General features: G+C 54.0%; 22 protein-coding genes and 1 tRNA gene. 4 read left to right on the forward strand and 19 right to left on the reverse strand.

All coding sequences use genetic code 11. From position 1 onward, the window contains the following. Positions 1-36: 36 nt before the first annotated feature. Both ROA7450_RS10825 and purB read right to left on the reverse strand, forming a co-directional pair. On the reverse strand, positions 37-570 hold the full coding sequence (locus tag ROA7450_RS10825) for a tetratricopeptide repeat protein (RefSeq protein ID WP_085805738.1): 534 nt from the start codon (positions 568-570) through the stop codon (positions 37-39). A gap of 95 nt (positions 571-665) precedes the next feature. Continuing rightward, positions 666-1,973, reverse strand: a complete 1,308-nt coding sequence (gene purB / locus ROA7450_RS10830; RefSeq protein WP_085805739.1) for an adenylosuccinate lyase — start codon at positions 1,971-1,973, stop codon at positions 666-668. Between the two features lie 124 nt (positions 1,974-2,097). Between purB and ROA7450_RS10835 the strand changes: the two genes are divergently transcribed. Then, complete coding sequence (locus tag ROA7450_RS10835) at positions 2,098-2,892, forward strand: heme-dependent oxidative N-demethylase family protein (protein WP_085805740.1); 795 nt, start codon at positions 2,098-2,100, stop codon at positions 2,890-2,892. A gap of 64 nt (positions 2,893-2,956) precedes the next feature. Here ROA7450_RS10835 and ROA7450_RS10840 read toward each other — a convergent pair whose 3' ends face one another. The 6 genes from ROA7450_RS10840 to ROA7450_RS10865 form a co-directional block, all read right to left on the reverse strand. Continuing rightward, positions 2,957-3,622 (reverse strand): hypothetical protein, encoded by a 666-nt coding sequence (locus ROA7450_RS10840; RefSeq protein WP_085805741.1) that lies wholly within the window; start codon positions 3,620-3,622, stop codon positions 2,957-2,959. A gap of 207 nt (positions 3,623-3,829) precedes the next feature. After that, positions 3,830-4,642 carry a lytic murein transglycosylase gene (locus ROA7450_RS10845; RefSeq protein ID WP_085805948.1) on the reverse strand — a complete coding sequence of 271 codons (813 nt, stop codon included), beginning with the start codon at positions 4,640-4,642 and terminating at the stop codon, positions 3,830-3,832. 85 nt (positions 4,643-4,727) lie between these two features. Then, a complete protein-coding gene (locus tag ROA7450_RS10850) occupies positions 4,728-5,618 on the reverse strand; it encodes a hypothetical protein (protein ID WP_085805742.1) in 891 nt (296 codons plus the stop codon). 389 nt (positions 5,619-6,007) lie between these two features. Further along, entirely contained in the window at positions 6,008-6,847 is an 840-nt protein-coding gene (locus ROA7450_RS10855) for an amino acid ABC transporter substrate-binding protein (RefSeq protein ID WP_085805743.1), read from the reverse strand. Positions 6,848-6,995: 148 nt separating this feature from the next. Then, entirely contained in the window at positions 6,996-8,402 is a 1,407-nt protein-coding gene (glnA, locus tag ROA7450_RS10860) for a type I glutamate--ammonia ligase (RefSeq protein WP_085805744.1), read from the reverse strand. Between the two features lie 38 nt (positions 8,403-8,440). Continuing rightward, positions 8,441-8,779, reverse strand: a complete 339-nt coding sequence (locus tag ROA7450_RS10865) for a P-II family nitrogen regulator (RefSeq protein ID WP_085805745.1) — start codon at positions 8,777-8,779, stop codon at positions 8,441-8,443. A 169-nt stretch (positions 8,780-8,948) separates the two neighbouring features. On the opposite strand from ROA7450_RS10865, the gene ROA7450_RS10870 reads away from it, so the two are divergent. Together ROA7450_RS10870 and ROA7450_RS10875 are read left to right on the forward strand one after the other, a co-directional pair. After that, complete coding sequence (locus ROA7450_RS10870) at positions 8,949-10,544, forward strand: NAD(P)H-hydrate dehydratase (RefSeq protein WP_085805746.1); 1,596 nt, start codon at positions 8,949-8,951, stop codon at positions 10,542-10,544. A 49-nt stretch (positions 10,545-10,593) separates the two neighbouring features. Continuing rightward, positions 10,594-10,678: transfer RNA gene (locus ROA7450_RS10875), tRNA-Leu, on the forward strand. A 60-nt stretch (positions 10,679-10,738) separates the two neighbouring features. Here ROA7450_RS10875 and ROA7450_RS10880 read toward each other — a convergent pair. From ROA7450_RS10880 to ROA7450_RS10905, 6 genes are read right to left on the reverse strand one after another with little or no spacing between them, the layout of a single operon-like run. Further along, positions 10,739-11,983: a BatD family protein gene (locus ROA7450_RS10880; RefSeq protein ID WP_085805747.1), complete on the reverse strand. Its 1,245-nt coding sequence runs from the start codon at positions 11,981-11,983 to the stop codon at positions 10,739-10,741. After that, positions 11,980-13,530: a VWA domain-containing protein gene (locus ROA7450_RS10885; protein ID WP_234999498.1), complete on the reverse strand. Its 1,551-nt coding sequence runs from the start codon at positions 13,528-13,530 to the stop codon at positions 11,980-11,982. Before ROA7450_RS10885 ends, ROA7450_RS10880 begins: the two co-directional genes overlap by 4 nt. Next, on the reverse strand, positions 13,500-14,483 hold the full coding sequence (locus ROA7450_RS10890) for a VWA domain-containing protein (RefSeq protein WP_085805748.1): 984 nt from the start codon (positions 14,481-14,483) through the stop codon (positions 13,500-13,502). The genes ROA7450_RS10885 and ROA7450_RS10890 overlap by 31 nt, the downstream gene beginning before the upstream one ends. Continuing rightward, positions 14,483-14,956 (reverse strand): DUF4381 domain-containing protein, encoded by a 474-nt coding sequence (locus ROA7450_RS10895; protein WP_085805749.1) that lies wholly within the window; start codon positions 14,954-14,956, stop codon positions 14,483-14,485. Before ROA7450_RS10895 ends, ROA7450_RS10890 begins: the two co-directional genes overlap by 1 nt. After that, positions 14,953-15,903, reverse strand: coding sequence for a DUF58 domain-containing protein (locus ROA7450_RS10900; protein WP_085805750.1), 951 nt, complete (start codon positions 15,901-15,903; stop codon positions 14,953-14,955). Before ROA7450_RS10900 ends, ROA7450_RS10895 begins: the two co-directional genes overlap by 4 nt. A gap of 15 nt (positions 15,904-15,918) precedes the next feature. Beyond that, entirely contained in the window at positions 15,919-16,923 is a 1,005-nt protein-coding gene (locus ROA7450_RS10905) for an AAA family ATPase (protein ID WP_085805952.1), read from the reverse strand. A gap of 393 nt (positions 16,924-17,316) precedes the next feature. Here ROA7450_RS10905 and tig point away from each other — a divergent pair, with 393 nt between their 5' ends. Further along, positions 17,317-18,648 carry a trigger factor gene (gene tig / locus ROA7450_RS10910; protein WP_085805751.1) on the forward strand — a complete coding sequence of 444 codons (1,332 nt, stop codon included), beginning with the start codon at positions 17,317-17,319 and terminating at the stop codon, positions 18,646-18,648. 78 nt (positions 18,649-18,726) lie between these two features. Here tig and ROA7450_RS10915 read toward each other — a convergent pair whose 3' ends face one another. The 5 genes from ROA7450_RS10915 to rpsF all read right to left on the reverse strand — a co-directional run bounded on the left by ROA7450_RS10915 (position 18,727) and on the right by rpsF (position 21,787). Beyond that, positions 18,727-19,503: an acyl-homoserine-lactone synthase gene (locus tag ROA7450_RS10915; protein ID WP_085805752.1), complete on the reverse strand. Its 777-nt coding sequence runs from the start codon at positions 19,501-19,503 to the stop codon at positions 18,727-18,729. A gap of 88 nt (positions 19,504-19,591) precedes the next feature. Then, complete coding sequence (locus ROA7450_RS10920; RefSeq protein WP_085805753.1) at positions 19,592-20,293, reverse strand: autoinducer binding domain-containing protein; 702 nt, start codon at positions 20,291-20,293, stop codon at positions 19,592-19,594. Between the two features lie 265 nt (positions 20,294-20,558). Continuing rightward, positions 20,559-21,164 (reverse strand): 50S ribosomal protein L9, encoded by a 606-nt coding sequence (gene rplI, locus ROA7450_RS10925; RefSeq protein ID WP_085805754.1) that lies wholly within the window; start codon positions 21,162-21,164, stop codon positions 20,559-20,561. Between the two features lie 12 nt (positions 21,165-21,176). Further along, positions 21,177-21,404, reverse strand: a complete 228-nt coding sequence (gene rpsR, locus ROA7450_RS10930; RefSeq protein WP_009805008.1) for a 30S ribosomal protein S18 — start codon at positions 21,402-21,404, stop codon at positions 21,177-21,179. 26 nt (positions 21,405-21,430) lie between these two features. Continuing rightward, entirely contained in the window at positions 21,431-21,787 is a 357-nt protein-coding gene (gene rpsF, locus ROA7450_RS10935) for a 30S ribosomal protein S6 (RefSeq protein ID WP_085805755.1), read from the reverse strand. Positions 21,788-21,927 lie beyond the last annotated feature (140 nt).

Genomic DNA, 21,927 nt, shown 5'->3' on the forward strand with positions numbered 1-21,927 from the left:
GTATAGCATAGCAGCGTAGAAAACGGCAGGGGCTTGTTAATAGCTGTAGGTTTGGCCGGTGGTGATCGAGTTATAAAGCGCAGTTTCAGCCCAGGTGCCTTTGCCATTGAATTCGCGGATTTTCAACAATTGGTGGCGCGCGCCCTGCAAATCACCTTGTTCGACCAGGGCTTGCCCCATGTACGAACGGGCCAGAATGTTGGCAGGGTTCGTTGTGAGGGCGGCGCGGTAATAAGCCATGCCGCGATCAATCTCACCCAGTTTGCGATAGGTGAACCCCCAGTAGGTGAGAACGCGGTCTTCGTCTTGATCTGACATGGCGGACAAAGCCGACTGAGCGTGTGCCAAGTCGCCGAAGTAGGCGAATTCGCGAACGGCCTGATACAGCTCATCGTCGCTCAGGAAACTGTGTTGTGGATCGACGCAAGATTTGGTTTTTTTGTCCCAGACTTTGCCCCCAGTGCAGGTTTGGGTCGTCTCGGACGGTTTTGGTGCGGAAGATCCGCCACCGCCGGAAGCGAGAGCAAGGCTAGGGGCGAGAATGGCGGCGGCGAGTAGGGGACGAAGCATGGGACCTCCTGCAGGCGTGTGTCTTAATGAAATTCTATCATTCAAAACACACCAGATGCAGGATTATTCGGTCCGTAACGCTTATGTGAAGCGCATTAGCTTTCGCCGAAGACGCGGTTGAAGATCGTATCGACGTGTTTGGTGTGGTAGCCAAGGTCGAATTTCTCTTCGATTTGTTCCACGCCTAGCGCTTTGACGACGTCTTCGTCGGCGAGCAGTTCACCTTTGAAGTCACATCCGGTTTCCCAGACTTTTAGGGCGTTGCGTTGCACCATTTTATAGGAATCCTCGCGTGAAACACCGGCTTGTGTCAGTGCCAGCAGGACACGCTGCGACATGACCAGACCGGGGAACTTGTTCATATTGGCCAGCATGTTGTCTGGATAGACCAGCAGTTTTTCGATGACGCTGGTCAGGCGGGCCAAGGCGAAGTCGAGCGTGATGGTCGCATCTGGGCCGATGTTACGCTCGACTGATGAGTGCGAGATATCGCGTTCGTGCCACAGCGCCACGTTTTCCAGTGCGGGCACAACAGCCATGCGCACCAGGCGGGCAAGGCCAGTCAGGTTTTCGGTCAGAACCGGGTTTTTCTTGTGCGGCATCGCGGAAGAGCCTTTTTGGCCCATCGAGAAGAATTCAGCCGCTTCCAACACTTCGGTGCGCTGCATGTGGCGAATTTCTGTCGCGATGTTTTCAACGGTCGAGGACACAACGCCAAGCGCCGCAAAGAAGGCGGCATGGCGATCACGAGGGATGACTTGGGTTGAAATCGGCTCTGGCTCTAGCCCGAGTTCTTTGCAGACGTGCTCTTCCACTGCAGGGTCGATGTTGGCGAATGTGCCAACTGCGCCTGAGATTGCACCGGTGGCAATTTCTTCGCGGGCGGTTTGGAGACGACGCAGGTTGCGGTCCATTTCGGCGTAGAAACGCGCGAAGGTCAGGCCCATAGTGGTGGGTTCGGCGTGGATGCCGTGCGAGCGGCCGATCCGGATGGTGTTCTTGTGCTCAAATGCGCGTGTTTTCAGGGCGGCAAGTAGGGCCTTGGCATCCTCGATCAGGATGTCGGCGGCACGGACAAGTTGCACGTTGAAGCAGGTATCCAGAACGTCGGAGCTGGTCATGCCCTGATGGACAAAGCGGGCCTCTTCTGAGCCGACATGTTCAGCGAGGTGGGTCAGGAAGGCAATGACGTCATGTTTGGTTTCGGCCTCGATTTCGTCAATACGGGCAACATCAAATTCGACATCCTTGGCTTTCCAAACTGCTTGCGCGTTTTCGCGCGGGATCACGCCCAGATCTGCCATAGCGTCGCAGGCGTGGGCCTCGATCTCGTACCAGATGCGGAATTTTGTTTCTGGTGACCAGATGGCAACCATTTCAGGGCGGGAATAGCGAGGAATCATATGACGGGCTTTCGGATATCGGTTAAATCTTGTGGCGGGTTTAGACCGAGCAGCGCGCAGCGGCAAGGCAGGAGCGTGATGGTGAGGCAGAATGCTCATGTTTTAAGTGCTAAGAGGTGTGGTAATGGCAAATTTTGAAGCACAGCAGCTTGGGCAACAGTTTCAAAGAGAAGAAATTCTGCAGAGCAGCACGCCTTATGATGTTGAGAATTTGCGGTCCTTACCCGGTATCGCACCTCTCAATGCAGAGGACTGGCTGCTAACGGATGATGTCTATGCTGCACAAATGGCTGAACGCACGCGTCTTTTACGAACCCAGCGGGAGGATGTGTTAGCACTGCGCCCAGAGGGGCGAGAGGCCGCAGAAGAACTGTTGCAGCATGTGCTGGATTGGCTGATTATAAACGGGCAAGGCTTTGCTGTATCCGGAGGCCAAGTGCTGCGTCCGGATGGCGTTGTGGTCAATGTGGATCGTGCCGACCCCTTAGGCAGTCTGGGGCATATTGTTCAGGATGATTTTTGTCTGCTACAAAAGCAGGGTGAAGAACATTTTTTGGTTGGGGCTGTGTTATGCTTTCCGGCCAGTTGGCGATTGGCCGACAAAATTGGGCGACCCTTGATTGGGATTCACGCAAGGGTGCCGGAATATGATGATCAAATCGCACGGCGGGTGCAGCGGTTGTTTGATGGTGTGCAGGTCGGAAGGCCTTTGTGGCGGTTCAACCGGTTGCATTATGCTGATCCGACGTTGTTTCAACCCGTTTCACGTCAGACTCCGTCAGAAGAGTTGCGTGCAGGATATCCGTATTTGAGAACGGAGCGGCAGTGTGTGCTGCGTCTACCAAAAACGCAGGCCTGCGTATTTTCCATCCATACCTATGTGTTGAAACATGCGGTGAATGTACCTGTACACAAATAAGACTTGGCCTGCCCCTCAATCAAGAATGGGCAGGCCAGTCCGGCAAAAAATCATTCACAGTGTGTCAGGCGGGGAGGCCCGATGTGCCGCTGACATCACGTAGCAAAGAATAGACCAGCATGAAGGCCCCGACGGCGGGGACTTGCAGCAGGAAGGAACAGCTGAGCGTGTAAATTGTGAGCCGTTTCGGCAAGGATATCTCTTTCTCAGTGCTGGCCAATGAAATGTCGATCATGGGCTCATCTTCAGAAGTGAGGATCAGGTCCTTGGGTGCGACGTAAGGGGCATTGTCAGAAATTTGTCCGATGCTGGTTTCCAACAGATCCGCTACGCGGTCAATTACTTCGCTGCCGATTGGGCAGCTGGCTTCGCCTTGCATGACAGTGTCATAAGGCAGGTAGCTGTCGGTATTGTCGACAATGTGTTGAGACATAGCCTCAAAGTACCCGGGTACCGGTGGACGTTTGTCACCTACAGGGGAGCTACCGACTGCAATAACCAAATGCCATGAGGCACCGGGCACAAACGGTTCGATCCAGCCCAGCGCGATGCGCAATGATTCCCGATCCAAGATGGCAACATCGTCGCAATCCCAAGTTAGGCTGCGCTGGCCGGTGTCAGCCATCTGAAAGGAAATGTCGAATTCTTCAACGATATCAGCAAAGCCAAGTTGTGGCTTTTTGCGGTATTCAAGGACCGCGATTGTACCAAAATTTTTGCAGGACGTCATATTTTCCACCCATCATGGAGCCCGAATATCTTAAAAATTTAGCTGGCGAATTGGGGCAGATTTTGCTGGGACTGTGGCGGAACTTTGGTCAAACTCCCTCGGGGCTGAGGTGTTAGGCGAAACCTTGCCGACAGGTAAGTGGTGATATTTGTCCTGTTTGATCAATGTTGCATACTGATTTGTATTATATATCAGATATTTAGCATTCTATCGGTCGATTTTAGCTGCCATAATGGCGATCGCTTTTTGATAAACGGTGGCCGCGTTCCATTGCTTGATCACATGAAAGTTGGGTTCGCCTGGCTGATAGCCTTGGCCCGGCTTCCAACCTTTTTGCCGTAGAAAATTCGCAGTTGAAGCGAGGGCATCCGCTTGGGAGTAGAAATCGACCCGTCCGTCGCCATTGGCGTCGACACCGTACTTGAGAGCGTTGCCCGGCAAGAACTGGGTGTGGCCCAGTTCACCGTGTTTCGCTCCCTTGGTGGCCGCAGTTATTGCCCCCTGATCGACCAGTTTCAATGCGCCGATTGCATGGGGAATAAAAAAGTCCGATCGACGGCAATCATAGGCGAGGGTGGTGATGGCCGAGACCACTGCGCTGTCCCCCATAAAACCGCCAAAGCCGGTTTCCATTCCGTGGATGGCAATGATTACACCAGCAGGCACACCGTACTGACGTTCAAGCGATGCATAGAAATTGGGGTTGCGCGCTTTGCGCTTGCGACCTTGGGCGACAATTGTATCTGCACCACGGATCTGCATGAATTTTTCTAATGAGTATTTAAAGCTTTTTTGGTTCCGGTCGGCGGCAATGGTGCGGGTAGCATATTGTGCGCTTGAAAGGGCTTGCAGGCCCGGCTTTTTGACACCGGCCTTCTTGGCTTCTTTGGCAAAGGCCGATTTCCATGCGTTAAAACCATTGGAGGTATTACCGCACTTGGCTGCAATGGCCGCGCTGGCTGGAAGCAAAAGGAGGCAAATTCCCAATGTCGGAACAAAGTTTCGTTTCTTTATTTTCATGGCAAAGCCCCCCACCAGCGGTTGTTATTTTACAATGAGTTGAGAGGGGAGCATGCACAAGGGGAACTTGAGCAGAATTGAATCTTCATCCCACTATGTGCTGTAGCGTTTCCATTGCCTGTGCCGTTGTCCCGTAGACATTGAACGTCACGAAGGTGCCTGTCAGGGCAGCGGTTTGTGAGCTGAGGCGTAGATCTTCGCCCATGATCAGGTTAAAGATGATCAGAGCCAAGCCAACAGGGATACAAAACAAGAAAACCGCGAAGGATAAAAACCATGCGGATAGGCGTAGAAGGTCGCTTTGCTTGATGGTTTCGACCACAGTTTCAATGCGTGTTGCTTCGGTTGGATAATTTTCCTGGAAAATAGCGCGCAGGTCGCTCTCGCTGGCCAGATCCTGATTTGAAACAGTCTGACGGGCTAACAGCCGCTGTTGCAGAATGTCAGCCGTTTCTTCAATCTCTGGCAGCGCTTTGGCGCGAGAGGGGGAGGCCAGCCGAGAAGGGCAGGCAAGTTGATTTTCCAGTTCCATGTTTTCTTGATGATCAGGCTGAGTGGTTGCCTTGATGAAATCCGTGCTACTCAGGATATCTGTTCGCCCAATCCATTTGACGTAATCCGGGGATAGGGCCCAATGTAACAGAGTCAATGAATGCGCTAAAATCGCATCGATCTGTAATGGTTCCTTGCCGAGACCGTCTGTTTCATCGCGGTTCGATTTGATCTGAACGGCAAGGAAAAACTCTGCAGGATTCTGCAATGTGGCGATTTCAATATCTTCGCATATTGCTAGTCTCACTACATGATCGTTTGTTGCGACCAAAGCACAGATGTCTGAAAGAACCCGGACCGAAGTGACTTTTTCTTCCAGGGCCTCAAAACTATGGGCAACCCGATTGGCAATCTTAACGATGTCGAGATCTCGATATCCCAGAAAAATGAGACCCGATGTTAACCAGTCTTTTTCGTTTTTCATGCTATGGCCCGATTTGAACACTTAGAGAGTTGCACATTTTTTACACTCATAAGGTGAAATCAATTTGTTTCAATTACGGACACATTGAGGCAATTTGCCGTAATCGCGCGAATTGGTTCTAAATTTGAAACAAATCGTTGCAATTATGCTCGCAAGTCGACGGTTGATGGGGCGTTTCATCTGATTCTGAGTAAAGCAACGTCTGTGTCGTAAGACACGGTTGGGCTTATGAAATATTCTGTTTCATGAATCTTAGGTTACCAATCGTGAGGGTTTCTTGAGAATTTGCATTCGGAAAGTGATTGCAACAAGTGTCATGAAAAAGGGTGCCGGAAGGCACCCTCTGCAGCACGTGCTTATGCACATGTAAGTTTGATCCTGAACAACGCTTATGGAACAGTTGGAGCGATCATGTACATCGCTCGCATTGCGAGGCCAGGTTGGGCGGTTGGGAACGTATTGCGGTATAGTTTTTGCATCTCTCCCGCGGCGTAAAGCCTTGAGATGATCGAATCTACTAGAAGTCGCATATCGGCGTCGCCGCGTTCCATCGCTAATCCGTGCTTTTCGACGGTTAATATTTCGTTTGAAATCTTAAACTTGTTTTGGACTTCGCTGCTGCTGAACAGATTGTAAAGGATGGATTGATCAGCGAAGTGCGCCTCGATTTCACCCGCTTCCAGAGCGCCCATAGCCGTTGCGTGATCATCAAAGGCAACAATTTCGCCATTGACGCCGGCACGCTTGAGCGAATTGCCTAGAGCCTGTTCAGTCGTCGTACCTTTGCGTACACCGATCTTTTTTCCTTCGAGTTGCGAAACATCTCCGGACGCCTCTCTGCGCAACAGAACTGCAGTTCCGTCGATAAAGGTAGGGGTGGAAAAGTCGACCTTTACCCGCCGCCGGAGCGTGATGGTCGCGGCGCCACAAAGCAAGTCGACGTTCCCGGAGGCGACTTGGTCGAACCGATCCTCTGTTGAGACGGCAACATAATTCACCTTGATCTCTTCGAGTTCTAAGGGTTCAGCCATGGCTTTAACAATGGTTTTGCACAGTTTGATCGAATAGCCTGCGGGTTGACCTGCGCTGTCAGCAAATGACAAAGGCGCGGCGTCTGTGCGGTAACCGATGTTTATCTCGCCTTTGGCCCGGATGCGATCAAGGGTTTGAGCAGTTGCCGGAGCAGCGAGCAGGGCCGTCATCAGAAGGCCAAGGGTCATGCGACGCATTCAGTTATCCTTTGGTATGAAATCAGTTGGGTGCAGAGTAGTCGCTGGGACGGGAGTGTCAAACCGATCTCCGCTGGAGAGGCGGAAAAGCCCGCACCAAAAAAGGCGCCCCGCAGGGCGCCTGAAGTTCGTGTGATATTCTGACAGCTTAGCAGCTGTAATACATCTGGAATTCAACCGGATGCGGGGTGTGCTCGTAGGTTTCGATCTCTTCCATTTTCAGGTCGATATAGCCCTCGATCTGATCTTTAGTGAACACATCGCCAGCCAGAAGGTAATCGTGATCGGCTTGCAGCTCTTCCATGGCTTCGCGCAGGCTGCCGCAGACGGTTGGAATGTCTTTGAGCTCTTCTGCAGGAAGGTCATAGAGGTTTTTGTCCATGGCTTCACCGGGATCGATTTTGTTCTTGATCCCATCAAGGCCGGCCATCAGCAGGGCCGCAAAGCAGAGATATGGGTTGGCGGCCGGATCAGGAAAACGTGCTTCAACACGCTTGGCTTTTGGGCTTTCTGTCCATGGGATACGGACACAGCCCGAACGGTTGCGTGCAGAGTAGGCGCGTAGAACAGGTGCTTCGAACCCTGGGATCAGGCGCTTGTAGCTGTTGGTCGCCGGGTTGGTGAAGGCGTTGAGCGATTTAGCGTGGGTCAAGATGCCGCCGATGAAATACAGTGCTTCTTGGCTCAGGTCCGCGTATTTGTCACCTGCGAACAAAGGCTTGCCATCCTTCCAGATCGACATGTTCACGTGCATGCCGGTGCCGTTGTCGCCATAGATCGGCTTGGGCATGAAGGTGGCGGATTTGCCGTATGCGTGGGCCACGTTGTGGATCACGTATTTGTATTTCTGCAGCTCATCAGCCTGTTTGGTCAGGCTATCAAAGATCAGGCCCAGCTCGTGCTGGCAGCTGGCCACCTCGTGGTGGTGCTTGTCGACCTTCATGCCCAGGCGCTTCATGGTGCTGAGCATCTCTGAGCGCAGGTCTTGCGCTTCGTCAATTGGGTTGACTGGGAAGTAACCGCCTTTGAGGCCGGGGCGGTGGCCCATGTTGCCCATTTCATATTCGGTGTCGGTGTTCCAGGACGCGTCTGAAGCATCAACTTCGTAGGATACTTTGTTGATACTGTTTGAGAAACGTACATCGTCAAACAAGAAAAATTCCGCTTCTGGCCCCATGTAGGCGACGTCGCCGATACCAGAGGATTTCAGGTAGGCTTCGGCTTTTTGCGCGGTGCCGCGCGGGTCGCGGTTGTAGGCTTCGCCAGTATCTGGCTCAACAACCGAGCAGTGGATGCACAATGTTTTTTCCGCGTAGAACGGGTCAACATAGGCGCTGGTGGTATCGAGCATCAATTTCATGTCTGACGCTTCAATCGACTTCCAGCCGGCAATGGACGAGCCATCAAACATGAAGCCTTCCTCAAGGAAGTCCTCATCAACCTGGTCGGCGATGATGGTCACGTGCTGCAGTTTACCACGTGGGTCTGTGAAACGAACGTCGACATATTCGATGTCTTCATCGCGGATTTGGTTGAGAACGTCTGAGATGCTCATTCCCGATATCCTTTTAGCTGGGAGATTTGCGAATTGAGTTAGAGTGCGTCCGAACCGGTTTCACCGGTGCGGATACGGATGGCTTGTTCTACCGGGCTGACGAAGATTTTGCCATCGCCGATCTTGTCGGTTTTGGCAGCGTCTACGATGGCCTCGATTGCGGCGTCGACTTGATCATCGTCCAGCACCACGTCAATTTTAACCTTGGGCAGGAAATCGACGACATATTCGGCACCGCGGTACAGTTCGGTATGGCCCTTTTGGCGACCAAAGCCTTTGACCTCGATGACGGACAGACCCTGCACGCCGATGTCCTGCAGCGCTTCTTTCACTTCATCAAGTTTGAAGGGTTTGATGATGGCTTCGATCTTTTTCACGGGCGGGCCTCCGAATTTGGGGTTTCGGGGATGTTCGACCACTTCCCGAAGGGGGATACAATCGGTTAGCGTGGGGTGGGAATGCTGCAGGTGCAGTAATGAATGGGATTGCCCACTTTTTAGGCATCATGCATCTGAAATGAGCAAGAGTGAATCGAGTGAGGCGTAAATGACAGAGCTTTTGACCGCAGCACAGATGCGGGCCATCGAACAGGCGGCAATTGAGTCGGGTGAAGTGACGGGCCTGGAGCTGATGGAGCGCGCGGGACGGGGCGTGGTTGAGGCGATTTTTGAGGAATGGCCGGAACTGAAGAAAGCATCCCATTGCGCGGTGGTTCTGTGCGGACCGGGGAACAATGGCGGCGATGGGTTTGTTATCGCGCGATTGCTCAAAGAATGGGGCTGGGAGGTGGAGGTGTTTCTCTATGGAGCCGCTGACAAACTGCCGCCGGATGCGCGGGTGAATTATGAGCGGTGGATTAGCCACGAAACCGTTTCACCAATGTCAGAATTTGACATTGAAGCATATTGTCCAAGGTCAATTGAAGAAGCTGGAAAAGCTTGGATTATAGATGCTATTTTTGGCACTGGGCTGACGCGACCTATCGAGGGAGAACTGGCTGAAACCTTGCAGCCTTTGTGCCAAATGTTCTTAGGGGTGCGACCCGGCATGATCGCTGTCGACATCCCGTCTGGTGTTTGTTCTGATAGCGGTAAGGTTTTGGGGTTGGCATTGCCTGCTGAAATGACGGTAACATTTCATCGAGCAAAGCTAGGGCATCACCTCGAAAGTGCGGGAAACGGAACATTTTCGCTTCACGAAACTGACATAGGGTTACCCCAAAGGATTCGAAACCCTCTCCAGACGCACAAATTGTTGAAAAATGACGACTATGGGATGGGCGATTGGGTTCTTTGCGGCAAAGAGCGAAGCCCAGATAACTTAAAAACTAGTCACAAATTCTCCCATGGCCACGCCCTCATCCTCTCAGGCGGTTCGGGCAAAACCGGCGCAGCGCGGCTGGCAGCGCGGGGGGCGCTGCGGATCGGGGCAGGGTTGGTGACACTGGGCGTGCCACCGTCGGCGCAGATGGAAGTCTCCTGTCAGATCACGGCGCTGATGCTAAAGCGGATTGAGGGGGTAGAGAGTTTTGCCGAGGTGCTGTTGGACGAGCGTTTGAATGCTCTGTGCCTCGGGCCAGGGTTGGGTTTGGACAGAGCAAAGGAACTGGTGCCTGTGGCCTTGGCGTCCAAACGGGCGACGGTGTTGGATGCCGATGCCTTGTCGGCCTTTACGGATGCACCGGAGGCTTTGTTTGACCTGCTGCACGACAATTGCGTGCTGACGCCGCACGGGGGCGAGTTTGCTCGGTTGTTCCCGGATATCTTGGCCAAGCTGAACGAGGTACCCACCAAAGGCCCGGCCTATTCCAAGGTGGATGCCACGCGTGAGGCGGCCAAGCGGGCAGGGTGTGTTGTGCTGTTCAAGGGGGCGGATACAGTGATTGCAGCGCCTGATGGTCGGTGTTCGATCAATTCAGCGCATTACGAGCGGTCGACCCCATGGTTGGCAACGGCTGGGTCTGGCGATGTACTGGCCGGGTTCATCACCGGGTTGATGGCGCGCGGGTTTGATCCGATGCAGTCGGCAGAAACGGCGGCCTGGCTGCATGTGGAATGCGCGCTCAGCTTTGGCCCCGGTCTGATTGCCGAGGATTTGCCCGAGGAATTGCCAAAGGTTTTTAGAAAACTTGGTGTGAGTTGAATTTTCTGCTCGCATCCCAAATCTAGCTTTGCTAAGAGGCAGGCCGGAAGCGGGTGTGGCGAAATTGGTAGACGCACTAGATTTAGGTTCTAGCGCCGCAAGGCGTGGGGGTTCAAGTCCCTCCACCCGCACCATTCCATCAAAATAGTGATTTGATATCAAGGCTGTGTTCAGCTGGCAACATGAGTTGACCCCTACGTGGGGTTGAGTGGCTGAAGGTTTTGAGGTCTGGCACGCGCTCTTCGGCAAGATTCCTTGCGCAACACCTTGTAAGCCCGTTCAAGTTCTGACCAGTCTGAGGGCGCGGAGGCGGTGCGCGTGTGTTGGCTGAAGATTGACAAGCCAATATCAGCAAGCGCAACTTCGATTTTATCTACGGATGCACCTGTGTAGAACGAACGCCAATGGCTCAGGGCAATGTAGGTTGTTCCAAGATCCCGAGTGCGTATTGCCTGAAGCACGTTGCGATGCGCGTAGGCTTCGCTCTCCAACCAGCGATTTCGAGCGGATTGGATGGCGCGGCGCAGATGAGGGGTAAGGCTGCGGACAATCGCCAGGACGATCAGGACGATGGCGGCGATTGCGAGGCCAAACTGCCAGTTGAACCAGTGCTCCTTGCCTGTTGGACCTGCCGTTCCAGTTACTTTGATCTCGGCCCCTCCAATGTTGATGGTCTCAACGGCGTTGGTTTCAGTGTTGAACCAGTCGAGTTTCACAGGCGGCAAAGTCATTGTTCCCGGGCCTGTGGCGAGATAAGTCGTTTCTTCCACGCGACTGCCCGACAGGTGGCCGCGCTCTTCGGTGTCGCGGACAACCGGGTCTTCAGGATAAGCCCGTGCTGCATCACCGGTGAATTCCGGGGTGAGGGAAGGGATCATGATTGGGGTGGTTCCCGTGATCTGCGCAGTGAGCACGCGTGTTACAGCGTCACCAGGGTGCAGATCATTTGGGGTGTCCAGCGTTTGTTCAAGCGTAAAACTCTCTGCGATGATTAGGGGATCCAACTCTTCAGCGCCTGCAGGTACTTGGGCTGTGAACGTGACCGGCTCAAGTGGCAATTTGACCTGCGTTGGATCGGTTTCACCGGGCTTTGGATAGGTCACCAGAATGTTCGCCGGTGGCAAGGAGAATGACCCTGCTTGCAAGGGATAGATCCGGTAAGATCGTTGAACCCCCGACCATGTTTCACCCTTCACCGTTTCGCTGATCGGCGAGGTTGCGCGCTCTGGCAGCCGGATCAGCAGGCCGGGTTGGTCCAGTGCGGGAAATTCCGGCGGGGCGAGCATCCAGGTTGGGACCAGAACTTTCATGCGCAACACGACGGGCTGCCCGACGGTGACGGTATCGGTTTCAAATTCGACTGATAGTTGTGGCTCATCTTGCGCCACTGCGATGCCAGCTAGCCAGATCAGGGCAAGAGCGATAAGCGTGCGGATCATTGCTCGGCCCTCGCATTGTCAGCCAGGAACCGGCCGCGCAAGAAATCTTCCATGCCGGTGTCGATGGACTCGATCCACTGTTCTGCGGTTTGGGGGGCGGCGTCTTCTTGCGTGGCCTCGATCTCGGTTTCAGCTCCTTTGGCGGCCTCATTATCGAACACGATATCGTCTGCGCCGATCCCGGCCTCTTCGCCGGTATCAGACTGTTCGCGCGTGGCTTCGACATATTCGACGATGGCCTTGGCCACTTCAAGATTGTGCTGAGCTGCCGGGAAATCCGGTTGCCGGGTCAATGCAGTTTCAAACGAGCGTACTGCCGGGCGGTATTGTCGGTTTTTGATTTCGGCCAGGCCTTGATTGAAGGCGGCATCGGCATTGTCCAGCCGTTGAAAAATCTCAATAGCGTCTTCATACTGGCCTGCGCGGTACTTGGCATAGCCGCGCCACATCGGATCCTCGAATAATTCGCCTGCCTCGGCAAAACTATTGTCCTTAAAGGCGAGGTATCCTTGCTGGTCCGGGGTTAGGAACCAGTCTTTCCATCCATCTGCACGCGCTGCATTTGGAAATTGCGTCAGAATGAGCGCCAGAGCGACTGCAGCCCATCGCATGGTCCAGCCACGGCGGAACCACAGCGCGATAAACAAAGCCACGGGCCAAGCTAGCCACCAGGCGCGATCCTGCCACTGCAGGCGATCGTCATCAGCCAGCGCAGCCTGTTGGAGCGAGCGAAGCTGGCGTTCGATCCGGGCGATATCGCTGTCGTCCGGTGTGATCTGAACGGTGCTGGAATTTGCGATTTGCGCCAGTTGGGGGAGATCGTTTCCATCAGGCACGGTTTGCAAGAACACTATAGGTGGTCGGTTTTCGACGGCCTCGGCGTTCAATGCCACCATATCAGCGGGATCGAGATCGTCGAGGGCAAAGAGGATCGCGCCACCTGTTTCAGATTTGCCCAAGATCTCCAGTGCCAGCGCCAAGGCTGTGGCGGCATCGGCACCTTCGACGGGCATGACCTTTGGTATCAGCCCCGTTAGCAGAGGCTTGAGTATGTTCGGATCTTCGGTCAGCGGTGCGACCTGATGCGCCGAGCCCGCATAGGCGATCAGCGCCGTGCGCGCGCCTGCGCGGGATTCGATCAGGTCGAGGATTTTGTATTTCGCACGATCCAAACGCGATGGTGCAAGATCGGGGGCTTCCATCGACTCCGTCACCTTGAGTGCCACAACCAGCGGCGCGGTTTCTGCAACCAGTGGATTGGGAACCCGGTTCCAACTGGGACCCGCGACCGCGAGGCATAGCAGGACGCCCGCAAGTGCGAACAGATCAATCGGGGAAAACCGGCGTGTGTGCGTGTTTCCAACCTCCAATGCCTTTGCCAAATGAGGGGCAAGGGCAGCGTGTTGATTGGATGTGCGTTGTTTGCGTGGGCGTATGGACCACCACAAAAAGGCCACCGGTAGCAGGCCGAGCAGCCACCATGGCCGCAGTAAGTGGAAGAATTCGATGAATTGCGTCATGCTGGCACCGCCCGCTGTCGTGACCATTGAAGCCAAGCGGCTGCGCAGATCAAAAAAATGAAGGCCACGGCCAGTGGGACATGCACCAAGCTTTCACGCGGGCGGAAACTGGTTGTTTCGGTCACGCGCGGATTGAGCGCGTCAATCTCCTTATACACGTTTTCCAACGCCGCCTGATCGTTGGCAAAGAAGTAGGAGCCGCCGGTTTTATCCGCGATGGATTGAAGCGCGGTGAGGTCAACTTTGTCTTCGCCGGTGCCATCGGGGTCGCCAACCCCAACCGTGTGAATGGTCACACCTCGGTCCGACGCAATGGCGGCGGCGTTGGCTGGGGACATGCGACTGTTGGTGTCAGCCCCATCGCTGAGCAAGATCAACACGCGTTCATCAACGTCACTTGCATCAAACATCCGCAAAGACAGGCCAATCGCGTCGCCCAATGCGGTATTCGGGCCAGCCATGCCCACCTCTGTTTGATCGAGAAAACCTTGCAGGCTTGGCAGATCCTCGGTGAACGGCGCTTGCACAAATGCGCGCGTGCCAAAGATGATAAGAGCCATGCGGTCACTGTCGCGCGCTGTGATGAACTTTGACAGGACCGATTTCACGGCCGAAAGACGTTGCTGTGGTTTGTCGTCCTCTGCGGCAAAATCGCGGGCGTCCATGGAACCAGAAATATCCAAAGCCAGTACGATGTCACGGGCGGCTTTCTCAATCACGATGGGTTCGCCCAGCCGTTCCGGCTTGGCCAGCGCCATTACGATCATTGCCCAGATCAGGATGGCGGCGACCATCTGGAACTTAGTGCGTTGAAGGATCACCGCGCCGGGGAGGGCTTTGACATCAGCGGCTTTCGTAACCCGGCGAAAGAAAGGAATGCGGATCGCGCTGACCCGCTCACGATGCGGTGGGGCAAATCGCCAGATCAACCATGGCAAAGGCAGGAGGCACAGGGCCCAAGGCGCGGAGAGCGTTAGCATCACACGTCCCTTTCTGGCCGATGTTCCCGAACCCATTTTCTGGCGAGCGTGGAGAGTTCCGGTGCGGCGGCACTGTCACTATAGGGAGCTGTTGTCAGGGTCTTACCGGCGCCTTTGGCAAAGCCAGAGCCGGGGAATGAGCCATCCAGAAAGGCCAACCATTCGCTTCCGCTCAAACTGGCAACGCGTTTTCTGGGATATCCCACCAAGGCTGTTTGTTTGAGAATTGTTGCAATCTGTGCCGGATCATCCGCGGCCTTGTCTAACGCTTGCAGCGCAGCCCGGCGATAGGCATTGGCGCGTTTTTTGCGGATCAAATGACGCGACAGCCAAACGGCCACAACGAGACATGCGGCCCCCAAAACCAGCCAACCCGGTGTTTGCGGTGTCATTGCGATCGCTGCAGGTTGGGGGGCTTCCTCAAGCAGGTCGATCAGTTCGACCAGGCTTAATCCTTCAAGCTCCGAGCTCATCGCGGGACCCTCCCGTGACCGAGTAATTGCCGAATTTGATCTGCAGCAGGTTCTACCGTGGTCAGGGGTAAAACCGGCACGCCGTATTTACGCGACCATGTCTGCACGATGGCCGCACGCCCTTGCAGCATGTCACGTAGCCGTTGATGAACTTTACCGTCACCCGTGTTCAGCTCTGCCTGCAGATGACCATCGGTTACGGTCATGCGCAGGTCTGCCGGGATGCCATCCGCCAAAGGGTCGGCAATGTTGAACAGGATCAGATCGTTGGACCGCGCCAGTGCGGCGATCAGCGCGTCGGTCTGATCGTCGGTTCCGTCGAAATCCGAAAACACCATGATCAGGGCATTTGTCTTGGCAATGCGCAGGGCGGAACGCAGCACCTTGTTAAGCGGCAGCGCGGCCGCGACCGGCGCATCGGCATGTAGCAGGGCATTGGCCTTGGCAATCGATGTCAGCACTTGATTGAGGGCCTTGTGGCTGCGGGCAGGGCGGTGCTCCGCGATCACCTCGTCGCCGAACACCAATCCACCAATGCGATCCCCTTGCGCCAGAACACGATGGGCAGCCAAGGCTGCGGCTTCGGCGGCAATCACGGATTTCAAGAAAACCCGACTGCCAAAATACATCGACATGCGTTGGTCAACGATCAGGAGCGTCGGGCGATCACGTTCTTCGGTATAGACCCGAACATGCGGTTTACCCGTGCGCGCCGTGACCTTCCAATCCATGGTGCGGATGTCGTCACCATCGACATATTCGCGCAGTTCTTCAAAATTCAACCCACGCCCGCGGAGCTTGGAAGCGTGCCGGCCATTGAGGACCGAGGCTGCGGGTTGTCGGGGTAGGAAAGTCAACGTGCGCGCTTGCGATCCAAGTCGACGCAATTGATCCAGATCCACATGAATGCAGGGGTCATGGGCAGATGTGGCAGCAACTGAGGCCATATCGTGCAATCCCTCCTAGGGCAGGGCAACAACCGACAAGATTTCGGCGATCACATCATCGGCTGAGCGGTCATCCCCTTGCGCCTCGTAGCTGAGGCCCAGACGGTGTCGGAAAACATCCGGTGCGACCGCGCGCACATCCAGCGGGTCCACATAATCTCGTCCATTTAGCCATGCATGCACCCGGCCACATTTATCTAGTGCCAGCGATGCGCGAGGGCTGGCACCGATTTCGATCCAGCGCGCCAGTTCTTCGCTTAGTTTACCCGGTGTACGCGTGGCATAGACCAGATCGGCCATATAACGCTCCATCGCGTCAGAAACATGAATTTGTCCGATCTCACCGCGGGCCTCAAAAATTATATCTTGCGATATGGCCGTGGGTTTTGGCGTTTTTTTTGCGGTCCGCTGCGCGGCAATTTCCTCTCCGCGCACAAGGCGGATGACCTCAACCTCATCCTCCACAGGTGGATAGGTGATGTTCACATGCATCAAGAATCGGTCCATCTGTGCCTCAGGCAGGGGGTAAGTGCCCTCTTGTTCGATGGGGTTCTGCGTTGCCATCACCATGAACAGCGGTTCCATCGGGTGGGTTGTTCCGCCGACCGTGACTTGCCGCTCTTCCATCGCTTCGAGCAGTGCCGCCTGCACCTTGGCCGGGGCGCGATTGATTTCGTCAGCGAGAACAATATTGGCAAAGATCGGCCCGGGATCAAAACGGAAGGAGCCGCCTTCTTCGCTTTGGTAATACACTTCGGTGCCAGTGACATCTGAAGGCAACAGATCGGGCGTGAACTGAATTCGACTGAAATCTGCATCCAAGTTTTTTGCCATCGCTTTGACAGCGCGTGTTTTGGCAAGGCCGGGCAGACCTTCGATCAAGAGGTTGCCATTTGCCAACAAGCCGATCACCAGCCGGTCGATCACATCGCGTTGACCAATGATCGAGGCGCTCATGCGCTTGCGTAGGTCATCAATCGCCGCTAGGGCCGGTAATGGTGGAGTTTCAGTATTCGCCATATCGCAAACCCTTTGCGCTTGACGCCAATCTACCGACATCAAAATTTCAAATTCCTTTAGGGAGGGTCTCAGTCGCTTTTAGGTCCTGAAAACATGCCCTCAATGTTGCAGCTAGCAAATCGCGATATCTCGCGCGCGTCAAGTTTTGATCCGTTAACCTCATTATCAGGCAGTTTTGCCGTTCTGTGTGAAGCGTCGCGGATTGTTTAGCACGCCAATTGGCATTGCAGAGTTGTTGGTTTAATCGATGATGCAGAGGCCTGCCGTGTTCCGTGTAACAAAACGATATTCGATGGTGTTTCACCCTTGCGCGCGGGTGGTCAGGGCAATAGAAGAGCCAATGATTTATCTGCCCGCGTTTTGCGCGGCACAACGCTATGGATGAGGATCGACATGCAGGTCACCGAGACCCTGAACGAAGGCCTGAAGCGCGGCTACAAACTGGTTTTGAGCGCAGCTGAGCTGGACGAGAAAGTTGTAGGCAAGCTGAAGGAAGCCCAGCCTGAAGTGGAGATGAAAGGTTTCCGCAAAGGTAAGGTGCCTCTGGCGTTGCTAAGAAAGCAATTTGGTGGTCGTGTGCTTGGCGAAGCCATGCAAGAAGCTGTTGATGGCGCAATGTCGCAGCACTTTGAAGACAGCGGCGAACGCCCAGCGGCCGAGCCTGATGTCAAAATGGCCAATCAGGATTGGAAAGAAGGCGACGACGTCGAAGTCGAAATGTCTTATGAGGCACTGCCTGAGATCCCAGAAGTTGACCTGAAATCGGTCAAGCTGGAGCGTCTGGTTACCAAAGCCGATGATGCCGCTGTTGAAGAGGCTCTGAACAATCTTGCGGAAAGCGCACAGGACTTCAAAGATCGCAAAAAAGGCACCAAAGCCAAAGATGGCGATCAGGTTGTCATGGACTTTGTTGGCAAAGTTGACGGTGAAGCCTTTGAAGGTGGCAGTGCCGAAGATTACCCGTTGGTTCTGGGTTCAAATAGCTTCATCCCTGGTTTCGAAGAGCAACTGGTTGGCGTGAAAGCCGAAGAAGAGAAAGCGGTAACGGTATCCTTCCCGGAAGATTACCAAGCCGAGCAGCTGGCCGGTAAAGAAGCTGTCTTTGACTGCACGATCAAAGCCGTCAAAGCACCTGCTGCCGCAGAAATCAACGACGAGCTGGCAACCAAATTCGGTGCTGAAGATCTGGACGGCCTGAAGGGCCAGATCCGTGAGCGTCTGGAAGAAGAGTATGCCGGTGCCGCACGCGCTGTTCTGAAGCGTAGCCTGCTGGATGACCTGGACGGCAAAGTGAGCTTTGACCTGCCTCCGTCGATGGTTGCGGCAGAAGCCAAGCAAATCGCGCACCAGATCTGGCATGAAGAAAATCCAGAAGTCGAAGGCCATGATCATCCTGAGATCGAAGCCACCGATGAGCATAACAAGCTGGCTGAGCGCCGCGTACGTCTGGGTCTTCTATTGGCTGAACTGGGCCGCAAGGCCGAGGTTGACGTGACCGATGCCGAAATGACTCAAGCAGTTATGCAGCAAGCACGTCAGTACCCTGGTCACGAGCGCGAGTTCTTTGAATTCGTTCAAAATAACCCGCAGATGCGTCAGCAACTGCGTGCGCCGATCTTTGAAGAAAAAGTCATCGACTATGTTGTCGAACTGGCTTCAGTCACAGACAAAGAGATCAGCAAGGATGATCTGGAAAAAGCCGTTGAGGCGCTGGACCAAGACTGATCTTCGGGTATACCGCTGGAAAATGGAAAAGGGTTGCCTGTTTGGCAGCCCTTTTTTTGTTAGTGTTCATATGTGTGCCTAGTGCAAGGAGACGTCGCCGAGTGCTTGTTGCAGCGCGCGGGTGGCCGCTTTTTCGCGTTCATTTGTGGCCGATGAAAACTGATCGTCAAAATAGTCCTGCAGATCTGTCGTCATGATTGGCCGGACTTTGGCTGTCATCATCTCTGCCAACTCGTTTTCCGGAATGAAGATATTGCCTGTGATACTGGCAAAGGCTCGAACACGCTTAATACGTTCTTCTGAACACTCTAGGAGGGCTGCCATGGCCTTGACCTTGCCCATACCGACGGTTTCGCCAACATAGTCATATGGCGCGTTGTCCGAGCGTTTAAGAATGCGGTTCATGATGGGATCAATCACAGTGACGATATCTTCGATCCCGGCAGTGCGAGCGTACTCCAAGATGCCGACCATCAGCTCGCAGGTTGCATGGGCGATGGATTTGCCCCCTTTTCCATGATCCAGCCTGTCGTGATCAACGCAAAAACGAGTTGATTCCCACATCAATGCGCTGCGTAACGGTGGCTCACCACACAAGATATCGCTGAAGACATCAGAAAGCATATGCGGACCAGTGGTTTGCAGCAGGCGTGCACAACCGGTGACATTCAGGTCTTCATCCAGTTGCACGACATAAGCCGGGTTCTGATCATCGAATTCATCAATTTCGCGCCCATTCGTGATCTTGACGTCCCACCCCATACGGTCACTAAATACGCGGGCTCTTAACTGGTACATTTCATCGAGTATCGAGCCAAACGTGTCTCTATTGAGTGCGTCAATTACGAGTATCATTAGAATTATCCCCTATAAGTTGTGGGATGAACGTAACAATTCTCACAAAAGAAGATATTGGGGAAATCCCGTAGGGGCTTTCGTCTGATCAGCTGGGCGTGATTAAGCCTAACGAAATGCCGCGGCCGACAGCCTGTGCCGTTGTCAAAGCAAACAGTTTTTCTCGCGTTGATCTCAAGTGAACTTCAACTGTCCGGAGGGATATCGACAAGATATCGCCGATGTCTTGCTGCGATTTACCGGCAGCGACCCATTGCAAGATTTCTTTCTCGCGCGAGGAGAGGTGCGGGAAGCGCAGACTTTTCATCACCGTCTCTGATGTCATGACCGCATCATGCAGGTAAACCGCAGACGACTGTAAGTTTCCAATGATTTGCGTGCGAAGTTTTTGCCAACCATCGGTTGGCAAGGGTGCAGACACGCTAAAGAGGCCAACTTCGCCAAACGGACCCCGTACCGGAATCGTCACACCTGTATCTGGCAAACCAAAATCATATGCTTGGCTGAACACAGATTGAAAATTAGCAGAGCGTTCTAAACGTCCCCAGTCAACCGGGGCAATACTCCGCGCGGCCTTTTCCAGAGTCGGATCCTGCAAATGAAGGCCATGCTCCATATAGTGATTCTTCCAGCGATCAGGGTAGGTCGTGAAAGCGTGCACGGTTCCGCTCAAAGGATGTGTCGAGGCATAAGATGCATACTCTAACCCTAGGCTCTCACACACATTGCGCAAATGGCCAACAAAGTCACTTTTGCCATTTGGCATGTCTGCAAGGTCAATCAATTCCATTCAATATGTGAGCCTTTGAGAAATTCAAACATCGCGCGACGAACGTAGCTATTCTTGATAACTACCAAGCAGTATGCGTGAACTGGCGTGCCGTTGTCCACTCGGGTCTAGATTGTATCCAAATACTCTGAACAATCTACGCGAAATTTGCGAAATCATTGCGAAATCTGCGGTGAAGTGCATGGCTGATGCGATTATGGTAACAGTCAAAAAACGCCGCGCAAATCAATGCGCGGCGTTCTAATTGTTAAGCAGTATCGCTAAATCAGACGTCTTCGTCTTCGCTAGCTGGTGCAGCGTCGAAGTCTTCGTCTGCAGCGGAACCGATATCGTCGAACAGTTCAGCGATTTCGAATTCTGCGGCTTCTTCTGCTTCTGCAGCGGCTTCCTGAATGGTTTTTCCGGTCGCTTGCAGTTCTGCTTCTTCTTCCGAGCGGGCAACGTTCAGTTCGATTGTTGCTTCGACTTCGGGGTGCAGAGTGACGATCACGTCGTGCAGGCCCAGTTCTTTGATCGGACGAGTCAGGGCAACTTGCTTACGATCAACAGTGAAACCACCATCGGTTGCCGCGTCTGCGGCATCGCGTGTGCTGACTGAGCCGTATAGAGCACCGGAATCAGACGCTTGGCGAATCACGATGAACTGCTGACCGTTTAGGCGTTCTGCCAGAGCGTCGGCTTCTTTTTTGGTTTCCAGGTTGTTGGCTTCCAGCTGCGCTTTGCGTGCTTCAAAGTCCGAGATGTTGCGCTCGGATGCCGACAGAGCTTTGCCCTGTGGCAGAAGGAAGTTGCGTGCGTAGCCTGGTTTGACGGATACAACGTCGCCCATTTGACCCAGTTTGGAAACGCGTTCGAGAAGGATAACTTGCATGTCAGGTTCTCCTTATTTCACAGCGTAAGGCAGCAGGGCGAGGAAGCGGGCGCGTTTGATAGCACGGGCCAGTTCACGCTGCTTCTTAGCCGAAACGGCGGTGATGCGGGAAGGCACGATTTTGCCACGCTCTGAGATATAGCGTTGCAGCAGTTTCGTGTCTTTGTAGTCGATTTTAGGTGCGTTCTCGCCCGAGAATGGGCAAACCTTACGACGGCGGAAAAATGGTTTTGCAGCCATGGTTTAGTGTCCTTTCTTCAGGCAGATCAAGCGCGGCGCTCGCGGCGGTCGCCACGTTCGTCACGTTTTTGCATTTGGATCGACGGACCTTCGGCGTGCTCTTCGACTTTGATGGTCAGAATACGCATTACGTCGTCATGCAGACGCATCAGGCGTTCCATTTCCTGAACGGCGGCCGATGGCGCATCAGTCTTCAGGAAGGAGTAGTGACCCTTGCGGTTTTTGTTGATCTTGTAGGCCATTGTCTTAACGCCCCAGTACTCTGACTCAACGACTTTACCGCCGTTGTCCGCCAGTACGGTGCTGAAATGTTCGACAAGGCTTTCAGCCTGCGCGTTGGACAAGTCCTGACGCGAGATGAATACATGCTCATACAGCGGCATGTGTGCTCCACTTCTATCAAGGCGCATTTCAAAGGCGGGTCATAAACCTTTTGCGACCCATCCACGAGAGACTGCGCGGTTCAAATATCTTTGCAAAAGGCAGGGGGCGTATACGATGTATCATCATCTGGTGCAAGGCA

It is taken from the genome of Roseovarius albus (assembly GCF_900172335.1).
Classification (GTDB): domain Bacteria; phylum Pseudomonadota; class Alphaproteobacteria; order Rhodobacterales; family Rhodobacteraceae; genus Roseovarius; species Roseovarius albus.